Consider the following 15,665-nt stretch of genomic DNA (forward strand, 5'->3'; position numbering starts at 1 on the left):
AGCCGCATCTCAGGCGGTGCAAAGTGCCCTATAGTGATCATCCATGAGACGTAATGCACCAGCCATGGACGGCAGCCCGGATCAGCTGGACGCTGTCACGCTGGGCCAGTTCCTCGATGCGCTTCCACCGGAAGTGGCAGTGGTCCACGATGCCGGCAACCGCCACGTGCCGTTGCGCTGGGTGGAGCCGAGCGAGCTGGAAGACCCCACCCCGTACCTGCTCGACGGTGAATTTGTCCTCACCGCGGGCCTGCCGTTCCGCGGTGAAGGGAACGGGGAAAGCGGCGGAGGCAGGGACATCCGCAATTCCACGTCACGGGCGCAGGAGTATGTCCGCCGGCTCGTTGACGCCGGGGTGGCCGCGCTGGGCTTCGGCCTGCAGCCGTATTACGACGGCGTTCCGGACCACGTGCTGGCCGCTTGCCGGCAGCACGGACTCACCCTGGTGGAGGTCCCGGCCAGCGTCCCGTTCGCCGCCCTCGGACTGGAGTTCTCGAAACTGCTGGAGTCGGGAAACGTGCGGGTTTTCCGGCAGCTCGCGGAGACCAACCGGCACCTGATGCGGGCCGTCCTCTCTGCCCGGCCCGAGCATGAACTGCTGGCGGCACTGACCCAGCGCGTGCCCGTGTGGGCAGTCTTGTTTGGCGCGGACGGCCGGGCACGTGCCCGGGCGGGTGCCGCCGTCGAACCTTCCCAACTTCAGCCCCTTCTCAAGAAGCTCATGACCGGAAGCGGACCCCGGGTGGAAACAGAAGCGTTTGATGCCCCCGGCTCGGCGCTGGTGTTCGGCCATCCCCTCAGGAGCAACAAGGACGCAACCCTGGGCAGCCTCGTCCTCGGCGCCGACAAGCCGCTGACCCCGGCCCAGAACAGCGTGGTTTCGTCCGTCGTCGGGCTCCTGGAACTGCTGGTCCGCCAGCGCACCAGCGGGTCACTGGCCCCGAGCCAGCTCGCCACCGCACTGCTGCTGCACCCCGAGACACTTGCCGGGGGCAACACGCGGCAGCTGAACGGGCTGAAGGATCTGTTGGCGCAAAGCGTGGCGGGAACGCGCTCCGGCCAGGTGCGCGTGGTGCAGGGAATGCGGACAGCGGACGCCCCCGCAGCGGACGACGGGCCGGTCCGGGAGCTGCTGCAGTGGCGGCGGCTGTTCGACAGCAAGATGGTGGAACTGACCGACTACGGCTTCGCGGCCGTGACGCGGCTGAAGGTGGATGACCAACTGGTTGAAGAGGTGGAACAGCTTGGGTGGCGCCTGGTGGTGGGTGAGCCGGTGGAGCTGTCCGGCCTGCCGGCGGCCTACCGCCGCACCTCCTCATTGCGGCCCCGGGTGGCGGCGACGGGCAAAAGCGCCCGCGTCGAGGAGGTGACCTGGTCCGTCACAGGGCTGCTCGGCCGGGAAGCCGGCACCATGCTGGCGGCCAGGCTCCTGGCGCCGGTGCTGGAGTTGGAGCCGGAACGCCGCGACGGACAGCTCCGCGTCCTGAAATGCTGGTTGGCTGCGAACGGAAGCTGGGACGCCACGGCTAAGGAGCTGGGTTTGCACCGCAACAGCGTCCGCCGCCAGGTCAACGCCATTGCCGAACTGCTGGATCTGGACTTAGGCCTGGCCCAGTCCCGTGCGGAGCTGTGGATTGCCCTGCAGTACGACGAGGTCCTGCTGGCCGGGAACGCTCAGGAATCCCAGGACCGGTAGAGGTCCGGCCGGCGTTCGGCGAGGTAGGGCACGTCACTCCGGGCCCGGGCAGCAGCGTCTTTGTCCACCTTTGCGTAAATGAGCTGAGCTTCTTCCCCCGCTGCTGCCAGCAGTGAGCCGTCGGGGCCGGCGATGACACTGCCACCCAGGAATCTGCATCCCTCTTCCACGCCGGAATGGTTGGCGTAGGCAATGGTCAGTTGGCTTTCCAGCGCCCGGGCACGCAGCAGCACCTGCGGGACGTCGTCGTACCCGTGGGCCAGCGCAGTGGGAACCAGGAGCAGTTCGGCACCCGCCACTGCAGCGGCCCGGACCGACTCCGGGAATTCGACGTCGTAGCAGATCACCATGGAGGTGGGGATGCCATTAAGACTGACGACGGCGGGAGGCTGGGCGGCGGGACCGAAAGCAGCCCGTTCCTCGGGGCCGAAGAGGTGGACCTTGTCATAAGTGAGCAGGTTGGTGCCCTCGGAATCAAGGAGGGTTGCACTGATGTGCCACTCCCCCTGCCCGGTAACCCGGGGAAGGCTGTACACCAGGCCAATCCTGTGACGCCGGGCGATGCCGGCGAGCTTCGAGTGAAGCTCCGGCAGTCCAGCCGGGTCCACTTCTGCCCGCACGCGGCGGGGAGCATAACCTGTGGGAAAGAGTTCGGGCGTCAACAGGATTTCTGCTCCTGCAGCGGCAGCCGCTTCCGCGGCCGCATCGATGGCGGCACAGTTGGCTTCCGCATCCATCACATCAGCGCTTGCCTGCAGGAGTGCCAGCAACACCGCAGCCACCTTCCCTCGTTGGAGCAGCCTGTCCGTTGAAGGCCTGACACCAGACTAACCAGTGCCTGGGAGCTCTTCCTGGGGCCATTTGCACCGCTTGGCCCCTTTTCCGGGACAGATCATCCCGGCATGCGCGCTGTGGCGGAAGCGCTTCATTGCGTTAACTTCTTGACTACAACGGGCCGAATGGGGCAATCTTCTAAGCATGCCCGCAACTACGCGCTCAACGAGGAGCAAGCCAAAAAACCCCGGCTCCCAGTCGGCCCTGAGGCAACTGAACCAGCAACGCATCATCGAGACGCTGATGGCGGGCCCTTCCACGCAGGCAGAACTGGCCCGGCAGACCGGCCTATCCACCGCAACGGTTTCCAACATCGTCAAAATCATGCTCGATTCCGGCTTGGCATCCACCGAACCCATCACCAGTTCGGGCCGCCGGGCGCTCAATGTCCGGCTCAACAGCAACGGTGCCGTGGCCGTGGGAATCGACTTCGGCCGCAGGCACCTGCGGGTGGTCCTGGCTTCGCTGAGCTACCACGTCATCGCCGAGGAATCCGTCGCCCTGCCGCTCGGACATCAGGCCGAGGAAGGCATCCAGGCGGCAGAGGTCCTGCTCGGGAAACTGCTGCGTGACAGCGGCATTGCACGCTCTGCGGTGGTGGGTGCCGGCGTCGGAATCCCCGGCCCCATAGACCGGCGCACCGGTACCGTGGCGCAAGGGGCCATCCTGCCCGAGTGGGTGGGAATCAACATCCTCCAGCACCTGGAGGACAGGCTCAAAATCCCCGTGTTTATTGACAACGACGCCAATCTTGGGGCCTGGTCAGAGGTGACCTGGGGCCAGCATACCGGAGTCAGCAACCTGCTGTTTTTGAAGATCGGATCCGGCATCGGAGCCGGCCTCATCCTCAACGGCGCACCCTACTACGGCAATGTGGGAATCACTGGCGAAATTGGCCATGCCACCATCCACGAGCAGGGCCTGGTGTGCCGCTGCGGAAACCGCGGCTGCCTTGAAACAATCGCATCAACCACAACCATGATCGAACTCTTGAGCCGCGGCGAAGACCGGCCATTGACGCCTGCCGACATCGTCCGGAAGGCCTTGGCACGTGACTCCGCGACACTCCGGGTGCTGGACGATGCGGGCCTTGCCGTCGGCCGAGCGCTGGGCAATGTCGCGAACCTGATCAACCCGGAGGTGATCGTGGTTGGCGGGCCGCTGGCGGGCCTCGGCCACCTTCTCCTGGATCCCATCAAGAGGGGGCTGGTGCGGCACGCCGTCCCCGTTATCGGCGAGACCACCACCATCACCATGTCATCTCTCGGTGACCGGGCCGAGGCACTGGGCGCGGCCGCTTTGGTGTTCCAGCATGCCGGAATCCGCAAAACCTAGACCGTTTCGTTACCCCCGATATGCGTTAAAGACTTGACGACAACGGGCGTGATCCAGTTTACTTTTTCATCAGACGGCCCTGCGCTTTGCCGGCCGGACAAAGAAGTCATTGCATTGGAGGGTTAGGGCAATATGACGTCCCAGACCACGCAGACGGACCCGATCATCCTGGAGATGCGGTCCATCACCAAGGAATTCCCCGGCGTTAAAGCGTTGGATAATGTCAGCCTGCGCGTCAAGGCCGGCGAGATCCACGCCATCTGCGGCGAGAACGGCGCCGGCAAGTCCACCCTGATGAAGGTTCTCTCGGGTGTGTACCCCTACGGCAGTTACGACGGCGACATCGTCTACCAGGGGCAGATCCAGCAATTCAGGGATATCCGGGCCAGCGAACACGCCGGTATTGTGATCATCCACCAGGAACTGGCGCTGATCCCGGAGCTCTCCATCATGGAGAACATCTTCCTGGGCAACGAGCCCACCAAGCGCGGGGTCATTGACTGGGCCGAAGCCCGGCTGCGTTCCCTGGACCTGCTGGCCCGCGTGGGCCTGCGGGACGATCCGGACACGCCTATCAAGGAAATCGGCGTGGGCAAGCAGCAGCTGGTGGAAATCGCCAAAGCACTGAACAAATCCGTGAAGATCCTCATCCTCGATGAACCCACGGCCGCCCTGAACGAATCCGATTCCCAGCACCTGCTGGACCTGATGCTCGGCCTGAAGGCCAAGGGCATCACGTCCATCATCATTTCCCACAAGCTCAACGAGATCGAGCAGATCGCGGACTCCATCACCATCATCCGAGACGGCAAGTCCATTGAGACCCTGGACGTCAAAGCCGACGGCGTGGACGAGGACCGCATCATCAAGGGCATGGTGGGCCGGACGCTGGAATCCCGGTTCCCGGACCACACACCGAAAATCGGCGAGGTCTTCTTCGAGGTCAAGAACTGGACTGTGGGGCATCCGCAGGTCCAGGACCGGCTGGTGTGCAAGAACTCCAGCTTCTTTGTCCGCCGCGGAGAGATAGTGGGCTTCGCAGGGCTGATGGGCGCCGGTCGTACCGAGCTGGCCCGGTCCGTGTTCGGCCGGTCCTATGGCCGTTTCATCGACGGGCATATCTATAAGGACGGCAAGGAAGTTGTCCTTAAGAACGTCCGCCATGCCATCGACGCCGGCCTGGGCTACGTCACCGAGGACCGCAAATCCCTGGGGTTGAACCTGCTGGACGACATCAAGACCACCACCGTGGCAGCCAACCTGCGGAAGATCAGCCGTAACTACGTCGTGGATCCGAACCAGGAGTTCACGGTGGCGGAGCAGTACCGCAAGTCGCTGCGCACCAAGACCCCGTCCGTTGAGGAAGGCGTCGCCAAACTTTCGGGCGGGAACCAGCAAAAGGTGGTCCTGTCGAAGTGGATGTTCACCGACCCCGACCTGCTGATCCTGGATGAACCCACCCGCGGCATTGACGTTGGTGCCAAGTACGAGATCTACGGCATCATCCAGCAGCTGGCCAACCAAGGCAAGGGAGTGATCGTTATTTCCTCGGAGCTCCCCGAACTCCTGGGCCTGTCCGACCGTATCTACACGATCTTCGAAGGCGCCATCACCGGTGTCCTGACCAAAGAAGAGGCCAGCCAGGAAAGCCTGATGAAACTGATGACCTCCGCCCGCAAAGCCGAAGCCGCCTGACCCTCTGGATCTCCCAGAACCTTCCGGACACAAGGACTGAACAATGAACGCCCTCAAGAAGCTATTTGGCGGAAATACCCGCCAATTCGGCATGATCTTTGCCCTGGTGGCCCTGATCGTCTTCTTCCAGATCGCCACCAGCGGCCGGACCCTCACCCCCGGCAACGTCATCAACCTCTTCAACGGCAACTCCTACATCCTGATCCTGGCCATCGGGATGGTCCTGGTCATCATTGCCGGTCACATCGACCTCTCAGTCGGTTCTGTGGCAGCCTTCGTGGGCGTCACGGTAGCCCTGGCCATCCGCGACTGGGGAATCCCCTGGTATGCCGGCGTGCTCCTGGGCCTGGTGCTCGGTGCGGTGATCGGCGCGTGGCAAGGCTGGTGGACAGCGTATGTGGGGATTCCCGCCTTCATTGTCACCCTGGCCGGCATGCTGCTGTTCCGCGGCTTCAACCAGTTCGTCGGCAAATCCAATACCATCCCGGTACCCAATGACTTCCAGTACCTCGGATCCGGCTACCTCCCTGAGGTTGGGCCCAACACCGGCTTCAACAACCTCACCCTGCTGCTGGGCATCGCCGCCGCAGCGTTCGTGGTGTGGGGCGAACTCCGCTCCCGGGCCCGCGCCAAGGCACTTGGTGCCGAGGTACCGGAAATGTGGGTCACCGCACTCAAGCTGGTCCTGATCTGTGGTGCCATCCTCTACGCCACGTACCTCTTCGCCACCGGCAGGCCGGGCACCTCGTTCCCGATCCCCGGGCTCATCTTGGCCGTCCTGGTGTTGGTTTACGGCTTCATCGCCTCCCGCACCATCCTCGGCCGGCACGTCTACGCAGTCGGCGGCAACCGCCACGCGGCCGAACTCTCCGGTGTCCAGTCCAAGAAGGTCAACTTCCTGGTCATGATGAACATGTCCATCCTGGCCGGCCTGGCCGGCATGATCTTCGTTGGCCGTTCCACAGCATCGGGCCCGTTCGACGGCGTGGGCTGGGAACTTGACGCCATCGCCGCAGTATTTATCGGCGGCGCCGCAGTCACCGGCGGCGTGGGCACCGTGGTCGGGTCCATCATCGGTGGCCTGGTGATGGCTGTGTTGAACAACGGCCTTCAACTTCTCGGCATTGGCGCCGACCTCACTCAAATCATCAAGGGCCTGGTGCTCCTGATCGCCGTCGCCTTCGACGTCTACAACAAGAGCCAGGGAAAGAGGTCCATCATCGGCCTGCTGACCCAGAACTTCAACCGCCCCTCCGGCGGCGGACCCAGCAACCCGCTCCAGCCCGACGAGACCACCTCCACCAAGGAAGCGATCGCCAGGGAAGCCTGAGCCTTGCAGCCTGAATAGCGGTACACCACCACAAAGAAAGAGAACCAACAATGAGAATGTTTGGCAAAGCAGGAAAGGCCGCAGCGGTTGCTGCCATCGCAGCGCTGACGCTGACGGGCTGCGGCCGCTCCGAGCCCAGCACGGGCGGCGGGACCGAAGGCGCCGGTGGCTTCGAGAAGGACGCCTCCATCGGTGTCTCACTTCCCCAGAAGACGAGTGAAAACTGGGTCCTCTCCGAAAAGCTGTTCAATGACGGCCTCAGTGAAGCAGGATTCAAGGGTGACGTCCAGTTCGCCAACGGAGGCGTTTCCGAGCAGCAGAACCAGATCAGCACCATGGTCACCAAGGGCGCCAAGGTCATCATTGTCGGCGCCATCGACGGCTCGCAGCTGGGCACCCAGCTCAAGCAAGCCAAGGATGCAGGCGCCACCATCATCGCCTACGACCGCCTGCTGCTGAACACCGAGAACGTGGACTACTACGTGGCCTACGACAACTTCAAGGTGGGCGTCCTTCAGGGCCAGGCGCTGCTGGAAGGCATGAAGGCCAAGAAGCCGTCCGGCCCGTACAACATCGAACTGTTCGCCGGCTCCCCCGACGATGCCAACGCAAAGGTCTTCTTCGACGGCGCCATGAGCGTCCTGAAGCCGAAGATCGACGACGGAACACTGAAGGTCGTGTCCGGGCAGAACTCCTTCCAGCAGGCCGTGACACAAGGCTGGAGGGACGCAGAAGCACAGAAGCGGATGGAAACCCTTCTCAGTGGCAGTTACACCAGCGCCAACGTCGACGGCGTGCTCTCACCCAATGACAACCTGGCGCGAGCTGTTCTGAGGGCGGTCAAGGCCGCCGGCAAGCCGCTTCCGGTGGTCACCGGTCAGGACTCCGAAGTTGAGTCCGTCAAGTCGATCCTGGCTGGCGAGCAGTACTCCACCATCAACAAGGACACCCGTAAGCTCGTTCAGCACGCCATCACCATGGTGAAGGACCTCCAGGCGGGCAAGACGCCTGAAATCAACGACAAGGACTCCTACAAGAACGGCGTCAAGACGGTTCCGGCCTACCTGCTGGAGCCGGTCATCGTCACCTCCGCCAACGTAAAGACTGCCTACACCGACGACCCGAAACTCGGCCCGATCACTAAGTAAAGCAGTCCCTCCGGTAAGCCCGGTCCCCCACCGCGGGGACCGGGCTTTTCCGTGCCTGCTTACTCGAGCCCTACTGCTTGATGGTCAATACGCCAGGTCCTGTGAACTGGAGCGCGTGGTTCTTCACCGCCTGTGCAGTGGTGAACGCCTTGTAGCTGTAGGCATCGGCAGGGTTCCAGCCGACGTCCGTGGTGAAGTCCCAGCCGGTCCAGTCCGGGGCGGCTTCCCCAGTGAGCCCGGCTTCGGCGAGCGCCTCCACGCGGTTCTGTTCGAACGACGTCCGGGCCACCTGGTTCAGGTCCGCTTCGGCTCCGTTGTACCAGGACCCGACGTCATTGAAACGGTGTCCGTTATAGCTGCTCACCATAATGGACGGGTCCGCGCCCGGACCTGTGTATTCAAAGGCATTGCGCTCGGAGAAGATCCGGGACTCGTAACCGGCGCCGAGGAAATAGCTGCTGCCGCCTTGGACTTCACTGATCATGGGGTACTGCGGGTGATCCGTGCTTCCCACAAAGTAATTGTTCAACACATGGACCTGGCCAAACCGCACCCGCGGTCCCCGCTGCTGAATGTTCTCAAAGTAGTTCCCGATGTAGCTGACCCGAAGTTTGCCACCGTCCTTGTCCACGTGTTCGTCGCCTGATCCCAGCAGCATTGTTTTGTCATGGTTGGAGAGCCTGCTGTTTGAAATGGTTACGAAGTCTGTGCCGTCCTTGAGGTCCAGCAGGCCGTCATGGCGGTTGGCCCGCTTCCCGCGGAAACCCATCGGGGCCTCACTGTCCGGGAACCTGCCGTCGGTGAGACGGACATGGTCTATCCACAGGTGATCCGAGGTCACCGAGGAGACCGCGTCAAAGCGCGAATTCCAGGCACCCTCCCCATCATCCGGTGACCAGGTGGTGAAGAAGTCCACCGGGGCCTCCACGCTGAGATTGCGCAGCACTACGTTGGTGGCACTGAGGATCACGATGTTCGTACCCACGAATCCCGAATCTGCGCCGACCCCAATCAGGGTGGTGTTGCTTGGCAGGCTCACCTCGATCTGCCGTTTCATGTTGTTGCTGCCGGTCTGCCGCAACTGTCGCTGTTGTTTGCAGTAGTCAAACGTCTGGTCGCTCCATGCTTTCCCTTCCGGGCCAAAGCAGGACATGTACTTGTTGATGTCGTACCCGGGAGCGAAGTCCTGCTCCCCCAGAATGCGGCCGTCAGGGGTCTGGTTGCCGTCGATCGTTCCGTTGATATAGATGATCTTCGGCGCTTTCGGCTCCCCATGGTTTGCCAGCGCGGCCTTCAGCCCCGCCAGGGTGCTCGCCTCATAGCGGTTTTCCGCCGGTGCCCCCGCCCCGCCGTTGGTACCGCTTCCGACGGCGGCCCAGCCGGTGGGTGCCGAGTCATCAGCTTTGACAACACCTCCGCCGGTGGGAGCAGGACTGGCTGCCCCAGGCGCCGCCACGGCCAGCCCTGCCGCGAGGGCCAGGGCGGAAGCGGAGGCAGCCACTCCGGCTCCTCGGCGGAGACTTCCGAGGAGGGAAGCGAAGGTTCGAATTCTTGTCTTGGACGTCATTGGCCTTATTTCCGGCATGCCAAACAGACCACATGCCTTGGTAAATGCGGGTCGGGATGGAAAGACTTACCAATCAGAAAAACCTGAGAAAGCGTTTTCTAACGATGGTCTTCTATTCTTACTTCTCCCGTGACAACGCTGTCAAGAGGTCTTCACAGCTCAAACACAGCTTTGGCCGGTTGCGCGCACAGGATGCCGCACAAGAGTGGACCTGAAGCCGGCCCCCTGGCCCGGCACCGGAACCATAGGAGTAACGTGAGCGTCCTTGCCCGCAGTGTAGGCAATGCCTTCAGAAACAAGGTCCGCACGGCAGCGGTTGTTGCCGTACTGGCGGTTGCGATCGGCCTGGCTTTGGCCATGCTGGTGGCCAACCAGGCCGTCGCAGCCAAAGTCCAGGAGCTCAACGCCTCCGTCGGCACCGTCCTGACCGTCAACCCCGCCGGCGGGCAGGGCTTTGAAGGCGGCGGTGAGCCCCTCACGGCCGAGCAGGCCGCAACTGCAGCCGCCGTTCCTAACGTCAGCGCCGTCGTCGGGACGCAGTCACTTCGCCTCCGCAACGCCAGCGAAGCCGCCGCACAGGCCGCCTCGGGAACCGGGGCAGGCCCCGGCGGCTGGCAGGGCGGTCCCGGCGGACAGGCCGCTGCCAGCCTCACCACCAGCCTCACAGCCGCCATCGACGCCGGGACCCTGGGTGGTCGCAACCAGGCCGTAAACGGCACCACCGGCACTGCCACCCAGCCCGACCGGTCACTGCCGGTCACGGCAACAGGCATCGGCGCGGAGGTGGACACCACCGGCAAGGTACTGACCATCACCGACGGCACGGGCCTCGGTGACTACACCGCCGAGTCCAGCAGCGCCCTGCTCGGAACTACGCTGGCCGAGAAAAACAGCCTCACCGTCGGTTCCACCTTCACCATCACCGACCAGACCTACACGGTGGCCGGCCTGTTCGACGCCGGCACCACCTTCGGCAACAACGCCGTCTACGTCACGCTCCCCACGGCCCAGACCCTCGCCGGACTTCCGGGCGAGCTCGCCAGCATGATCGTTACCGTGGACTCGCTGGAGAACGTCGCCTCCACCAAGACAGCCCTCGAAACGGCACTTGGCACGGACAAGGCCGACGTCACCCAGGGCCAGAACCTCGAGACAGCGCTGAGCTCGCTGGGCAGCGTCAAGAACATTTCCTTGATCGCCTTCATCGCGGCCCTCGGCACGGCCGGCCTGATCATCCTGCTGATCATGGTGATGCTGGTCCGCGAACGGCGCCGGGAAATCGGCGTCCTGAAAGCCATCGGCGCCCCCAACCGCACCATCGGCCTGCAGTTCGTCCTCGAAGCCCTGGTCCTCGCCGCGCTGGGCAGCGCCGTGGGCGCGGCCATCGCCTCCTTCGCGAGCGGCGGGATCGCTTCGGCGCTGATCAGCACCAACAGCACCAGCACGACGGCGGCTCCCACCACGGGCCGCGGGGCGGCTATGGCCGGGGCTGCCTGGGGCCCCGGCCTGCCGGGCGGCGGCACATTCCCCCGTGGCGAGGCCGGACCCTTTGGCGGGGCAGCGCAGCTCCTCACTTCCGTCACGGCCAGCGCATCGCCCGGTGTGATCGCAGCGGGCATCGGCTCCGTCTTCGGCGTCGCTATCATCGGAGCGCTGGTCCCGGCGCTGCTCACTGCACGCATCCGTCCCATCGAAGTCCTGCGAGGAGAATAACCATGATTGAAGTCAAGAACCTGGTCCGCACTTTCAACTCCGGCGACCGGACCATCAAACCGGTCAACGACGTCAGCTTCGAACTGGGGCAGGGCACCCTCGCCTCGATCGTCGGTAAGAGCGGCAGCGGCAAAAGCACCCTGTTGTCCCTCCTCGGCGCCCTGGACAAGCCCACCAGCGGGGACGTCGTCGTCAATGGCGTCAGCCTCGCCAGCATGCCTGACGCGAAACTTACCGAGTACCGCCGGCGGGACATCGGTTTTGTTTTCCAACAGTTCAACCTGATCCCCAACCTCTCTGCAGTGGACAACGTGATGCTGCCGATGGAGTTTGCGGGCATCAGGAAAGCCGCACGGCTGCAGCGCGCCAAGGAACTGCTGGTGCAGGTCCAGTTGGATCCAGACAAGCATGCCCGGCGCATCAACCGGCTTTCCGGCGGCGAGCAGCAGCGGGTAGCCATCGCCCGGGCCCTGGCCAACGAGCCCAAGCTCATCCTGGCCGACGAACCGACGGGAAACCTCGACGAGCAGACCGGTGACCACATCATCGAACTCCTCAGCTCGCTCAGCCGGGACCACAACACCACGATTCTTGTGGTCACCCACGACCGCGCCCTGGCCAACAAAACGGACCGCCGCTTCCGCCTGCAGCAGGGCAATCTGACCGAGGAACCGGTGCACAGGCCGGTGGTGTCCGCCTCCGCCTAACGGTGGGCCTGGTCACGCCTGTGACAGGATTGCTCCATGAGCGCGCCTATCGCCAAGCCCTGGCTGTCCAGCCAATCCGACCCGGACCCCCGGTCCGGGACAGGAAATCCCCTACGCTGGGGGATCATCGCAACCGGCGGGATAGCGCGTTCGGTCTCGCAGGACCTTGCCCTGCTGAGTGACGCGGAGCTCTATGCCGTCAGTTCCCGGGGCCAGGACACTGCGGACGCCTTTTCGGTTGCCTATGACTTCGCGAGAGCTTACGGGGCCGACGGCGGTGTGTCCGGCTACCAGCGGCTGCTCGCCGATGACGCGGTGGATGTTGTGTACGTGGCGACACCCCACGCCCAGCATTATGAGATCGTGCTCGCCGCCCTCAACGCTGGCAAGCATGTCCTGTGCGAAAAGGCCTTTACGATCAATGCCCGGGAAGCGGCCGAGCTGATCAACGTCGCCCGGAGCCGGAAACTGTTTTTGATGGAAGCAGTGTGGAGCCGCTTCCTCCCCGGCATGCAACGGGCCTTCGAGATTGCCGCGTCAGGCGAGATCGGCGACGTCCACTGGGTCACCGCAGATCTCGGTTTTCCTGCCCCGTATTCGCCCACCGCACGGCTTTGGGCCAGGCAGGACGGCGGCGGCGCATTGCTGGACCTTTCGGTGTACCCGTTGCTGTGGGCGCTGGGCACCCTTGGATTCCCGCAGACGGTCAGCGCCACGGGCTTTCTTAATGACGACGGCGTCGACGCCCAGAATGCCATAACGCTTGGATACAACCGTGGTGCACAGGCACAACTGACATCGTCATTGCTCGCCCACGGTCCGCGTACGGCCAGCGTCGGCGGGAGCCAAGGCTTCCTTCAGAGCATCGGCTCGATCAACAACCCGCGTGAACTGGTTATCGGCTCAGGGTGGGACGAGCGGCGTGTCGAATCCTTTGACATCGTGGGCCGCGGGTACACCTACGAGCTCCGCGAGGTAACAAGGTGCATCCAGCAGGGCCTTACGGAAAGCCCGGTCATGCCGCTGGAGGACTCGTTGAACACTATGCGGCTTTTCGACGGCGTGCGTGCCCAGCTGGGCGTCACCTACCCGAACGACGGCCACTAGGTTGGTTCCGGAATGGCAGTTATTCCGCAGCCGGTGGCCCTGGCGCCTTGTGCGGTCCGGGATAAGCCTTGCTGCGGGCGGGCACTCAGGTCAATGTAACGCCGTCTCTTGGTCACGCATGGGCCCAACCGGCGGCCCCATCTTGACCAAGTACCGGCTCTACTGCGTTGGTCGCCACGGCACCTGTCCTCAGGTCGTAACTAAGAGTCAATCCCCTTTGGCCGCTCGATACAGGTAAAGGTTAGGCCGACCTATCACTGATATCGAGCGGCGCAGGAGTTAGCTGTAGATGGTTCGGTTCAGTTGGACGAGGTAGTCATCGCTCATGTCGGTGTGGCTGGTGAAACGCTCCATGACGGCTGATATCACAATATCCCGGCGGCGCGGGAGCCTGGCCTTGTCGGCTGCGGCAAGGGCCTTCGGCATCTCTTGGCGCGTGAGGTTGGTGCAGTAGCTGGGCGCTCCGGGTTGTTGCCGCCAGGAGTCCGCCAGGGACCCGGCGTCAAAGGCGTCAAAACCGGTTTCCTCGACGAGAGCCATGGCTAGCTGCTTATCGCCAGCGCGATCCGCAGCGACGGGAATGGCGATGCGGTCAGAATCGCCTGCGTCTTTCCCCGAGTTCTGGAAGGATTCGGAAGGGATCGCATTCCAGGCTTTAGCAACTGGGCGTCCGAGTTGCTCGGTGACCCAGATGCTTTCGACCTGCCCCTCCTCGAGCGCCTGGATCTTTCCATCGCGGTGAGGGTAGTAATTCGACGTGTCAACGATGACTGCATCGCCCGGGAGCCTCGCGACGAGGGGCTGTATTTCGGGTATCCGGCTGAGCGGTATGGACATGACGAGGACGTCGACATCGGCGACGACTTCGTCGGCCTCTACCGCCATGGCACCCGCGGCCACGATGTCGGGGTCGATGGATTCGGGACCACGGGAATTGGCGACTTTCACTTTATGTCCAGCTTCGCTCAGTTTGCGCGCGACCGTCCCGCCAATGGCTCCTGCTCCGAGAATGCCGATTTTCATGTAAACCCCTTCGTTCATACACTAAGTAGTTTACAGTCTACGCCTGCACCTAACTGGCCGATCAATATTACATCTCACCTCTGGTATGACTGATCCTCATGCACCCCCTCCAAGGGCAGCGGCTTAAGTTCGCACCTCTTTCTTGTGCAAGAACACCTTCACCACCGAAAACCGGCGCAACGGAGAGCTCAATCACACGTACCGAATCACCGAGGTCGCTTGGCACAAGGACGCCAGGACCAGACGAAGGACACCCTGAGCGCCCGGCGGGAGTGTTGTCTGTGGAAGCGGGATAGTCGAGATTATTGGATGGTGCAGCCGGCCGTCGATGGTCAAAGTGTTTCCCGTGATTAGTGAAGCGGCGTCGCTGAGGAGGAGTGTCACCGCCTCGGCAATGTCTTCCGGCTCGCCCAATCGGCCGATGGGGATCCTGGACAGCAGCTCGGCTGCCCATTCGGGGCGGCTGAGCGTTGTCGGGGTCAGCTCCCTGCGGACAAAAGTGGGTGCCAGTGCGTTGACCCGGATTCCGGCATGTGCCCATTCGGGGGCCAGAAATCTTGGTGAGGTGGATCAGGCCGGCTTTGCTGGTGCCGTAGGCGGCGCGTTCCTCGATGCCGACGATTCCTGCCTGCGAGGCGAGGTTGACGATGGCGCCTTGGGTTCCGCTTTTGATCCAGTGCCGGGCCGAGGAGGTGCTCAGGAAGAAGCTGCCTGGTTGGTGTCAATGACGCTGTCCCAGTCCTCTACTGTCCCCGCGCAACATGCCGGCGGAGATGATGGCGTTGTCATGCGGCCATGTCACTCTGGCAGAGTAGGCCTGCACTTCACACAGCGCAATCGGAGGCTCAGCCATCGGCCGTCACCGGAGTTGATGCCGTCCCAAAAGTCCTTCCAGCCTTGATCGGTCATGCCCTTGAGAGCACAAAATGATCGTCCACTATGTTTGGACATTGCCTTGTCCGGTGTAATTAAAGATTAGCCCGTGGGTTCCGTAGCTTACCGATTGCTGGTTTTGCCGAGTCTGCATCCATCAATCCATTAGGAGTCATCTGGCGATCACCGTCCACATCGGCAGAGTGTAAGCACGGAACCGCCCCGACTCGAGTCGCTATCATCCGTATGCGCGCCCAAAAATTGGCACAAACTAATGCCGGGGACAAGCTGGCCATTTGGCCTACGAACGATAATGCGCCGTGGAGCGGTAGACGTGATCAAGCCAACGGCTTTCGTCAAAGCTAACTGTTGCGACGACGGTTGGCACCCGCCCAACATAAGCGACTACCAAACGGATATAAGGATTCGGTGTAACGCCTAGAAAACGTCAGACCGGCCCGTCTATTAGTCGTTCGAGGCCCAGTAGCGCGGACTTGGCCGCATCAGTCCCGTTGCGGACGGTAAACCAGGACGTCCCGAGAGTAAGAACATCCAGGAGCACAGGCAAAGGTTCCTGTGCCGGCACCCGCTCTCCAGAACCGGAGGAGGGCTCAACGCCTCCGGTGACGGAGCGGTA

The 15,665-nt window shown here is 63.0% G+C and carries 13 protein-coding genes and 1 pseudogene; 8 read left to right on the plus strand and 6 right to left on the minus strand.

What is annotated here, in order from left to right:
* Nucleotides 1-43 precede the first annotated feature (43 nt).
* On the plus strand, nt 44-1,696 hold the full coding sequence (locus BMX78_RS19595) for a PucR family transcriptional regulator (RefSeq protein WP_091423222.1): 1,653 nt from the start codon (nt 44-46) through the stop codon (nt 1,694-1,696).
* Here BMX78_RS19595 and BMX78_RS19600 read toward each other — a convergent pair.
* Nucleotides 1,675-2,469: a nitrilase-related carbon-nitrogen hydrolase gene (locus BMX78_RS19600; RefSeq protein WP_091423224.1), complete on the minus strand. Its 795-nt coding sequence runs from the start codon at nt 2,467-2,469 to the stop codon at nt 1,675-1,677. The genes BMX78_RS19595 and BMX78_RS19600 overlap by 22 nt on opposite strands.
* 205 nt (nt 2,470-2,674) lie before the next feature.
* Here BMX78_RS19600 and BMX78_RS19605 point away from each other — a divergent pair, with 205 nt between their 5' ends.
* From BMX78_RS19605 to BMX78_RS19620, 4 genes are all read left to right on the plus strand, one after another.
* Nucleotides 2,675-3,865, plus strand: a complete 1,191-nt coding sequence (locus tag BMX78_RS19605) for an ROK family transcriptional regulator (protein WP_091423227.1) — start codon at nt 2,675-2,677, stop codon at nt 3,863-3,865.
* Nucleotides 3,866-3,997: 132 nt separating this feature from the next.
* The gene (gene mmsA, locus BMX78_RS19610) at nt 3,998-5,560 is read left to right on the plus strand and encodes a multiple monosaccharide ABC transporter ATP-binding protein (protein ID WP_091423229.1); all 1,563 of its coding nucleotides are present in this window, start codon (nt 3,998-4,000) and stop codon (nt 5,558-5,560) included.
* Between the two features lie 43 nt (nt 5,561-5,603).
* Nucleotides 5,604-6,890 carry a multiple monosaccharide ABC transporter permease gene (gene mmsB, locus BMX78_RS19615; protein WP_091423231.1) on the plus strand — a complete coding sequence of 429 codons (1,287 nt, stop codon included), beginning with the start codon at nt 5,604-5,606 and terminating at the stop codon, nt 6,888-6,890.
* 50 nt (nt 6,891-6,940) lie between these two features.
* On the plus strand, nt 6,941-8,038 hold the full coding sequence (locus BMX78_RS19620) for a substrate-binding domain-containing protein (RefSeq protein ID WP_091423234.1): 1,098 nt from the start codon (nt 6,941-6,943) through the stop codon (nt 8,036-8,038).
* A 70-nt stretch (nt 8,039-8,108) separates the two neighbouring features.
* On the opposite strand, the gene BMX78_RS19625 is transcribed toward BMX78_RS19620, so the two are convergent.
* Nucleotides 8,109-9,539 (minus strand): pectate lyase family protein, encoded by a 1,431-nt coding sequence (locus tag BMX78_RS19625; protein ID WP_286139181.1) that lies wholly within the window; start codon nt 9,537-9,539, stop codon nt 8,109-8,111.
* A gap of 321 nt (nt 9,540-9,860) precedes the next feature.
* Here BMX78_RS19625 and BMX78_RS19630 point away from each other — a divergent pair, with 321 nt between their 5' ends.
* The 3 genes from BMX78_RS19630 to BMX78_RS19640 are packed head-to-tail and all read left to right on the plus strand — an operon-like array spanning nt 9,861 to nt 13,132.
* Nucleotides 9,861-11,318 (plus strand): ABC transporter permease, encoded by a 1,458-nt coding sequence (locus tag BMX78_RS19630; RefSeq protein WP_091423237.1) that lies wholly within the window; start codon nt 9,861-9,863, stop codon nt 11,316-11,318.
* A gap of 2 nt (nt 11,319-11,320) precedes the next feature.
* Complete coding sequence (locus BMX78_RS19635) at nt 11,321-12,025, plus strand: ABC transporter ATP-binding protein (RefSeq protein ID WP_091423239.1); 705 nt, start codon at nt 11,321-11,323, stop codon at nt 12,023-12,025.
* A 36-nt stretch (nt 12,026-12,061) separates the two neighbouring features.
* Nucleotides 12,062-13,132 (plus strand): Gfo/Idh/MocA family protein, encoded by a 1,071-nt coding sequence (locus BMX78_RS19640; RefSeq protein ID WP_091423242.1) that lies wholly within the window; start codon nt 12,062-12,064, stop codon nt 13,130-13,132.
* A gap of 279 nt (nt 13,133-13,411) precedes the next feature.
* Here the strand turns inward: BMX78_RS19640 and BMX78_RS19645 are convergent, their stop codons facing one another.
* From BMX78_RS19645 to BMX78_RS23290, 4 genes and pseudogenes are all read right to left on the minus strand, one after another.
* The gene (locus BMX78_RS19645) at nt 13,412-14,155 is read right to left on the minus strand and encodes an NADPH-dependent F420 reductase (protein ID WP_091423245.1); all 744 of its coding nucleotides are present in this window, start codon (nt 14,153-14,155) and stop codon (nt 13,412-13,414) included.
* Between the two features lie 192 nt (nt 14,156-14,347).
* On the minus strand, nt 14,348-14,707 hold the full coding sequence (locus BMX78_RS23740; RefSeq protein WP_353615455.1) for an SDR family NAD(P)-dependent oxidoreductase: 360 nt from the start codon (nt 14,705-14,707) through the stop codon (nt 14,348-14,350).
* 7 nt (nt 14,708-14,714) lie between these two features.
* Nucleotides 14,715-14,855, minus strand: a pseudogene (locus tag BMX78_RS23745) (SDR family NAD(P)-dependent oxidoreductase); the annotation flags it as partial.
* Between the two features lie 621 nt (nt 14,856-15,476).
* The coding region (locus BMX78_RS23290) for a hypothetical protein (protein ID WP_211482601.1) at nt 15,477-15,665 on the minus strand (189 nt) is incomplete at its 5' end.

This window comes from Arthrobacter sp. OV608 (genome assembly GCA_900110595.1).
Lineage (GTDB): Bacteria > Actinomycetota > Actinomycetes > Actinomycetales > Micrococcaceae > Arthrobacter.

Excerpts from the sequence above, each read along its gene's own strand:
- BMX78_RS19595 (WP_091423222.1), top strand. The coding sequence starts at position 44 with ATGAGACGTAATGCACCAGCCATGGACGGCAGCCCGGATCAGCTGGAC.
- BMX78_RS19635 (WP_091423239.1), top strand. The coding sequence starts at position 11,321 with ATGATTGAAGTCAAGAACCTGGTCCGCACTTTCAACTCCGGCGACCGG.
- mmsA (WP_091423229.1), top strand. The coding sequence starts at position 3,998 with ATGACGTCCCAGACCACGCAGACGGACCCGATCATCCTGGAGATGCGG.
- BMX78_RS19640 (WP_091423242.1), top strand. The coding sequence starts at position 12,062 with ATGAGCGCGCCTATCGCCAAGCCCTGGCTGTCCAGCCAATCCGACCCG.
- mmsB (WP_091423231.1), top strand. The coding sequence starts at position 5,604 with ATGAACGCCCTCAAGAAGCTATTTGGCGGAAATACCCGCCAATTCGGC.
- BMX78_RS19605 (WP_091423227.1), top strand. The coding sequence starts at position 2,675 with ATGCCCGCAACTACGCGCTCAACGAGGAGCAAGCCAAAAAACCCCGGC.
- BMX78_RS19645 (WP_091423245.1), bottom strand. The coding sequence starts at position 14,155 with ATGAAAATCGGCATTCTCGGAGCAGGAGCCATTGGCGGGACGGTCGCG.
- BMX78_RS19620 (WP_091423234.1), top strand. The coding sequence starts at position 6,941 with ATGAGAATGTTTGGCAAAGCAGGAAAGGCCGCAGCGGTTGCTGCCATC.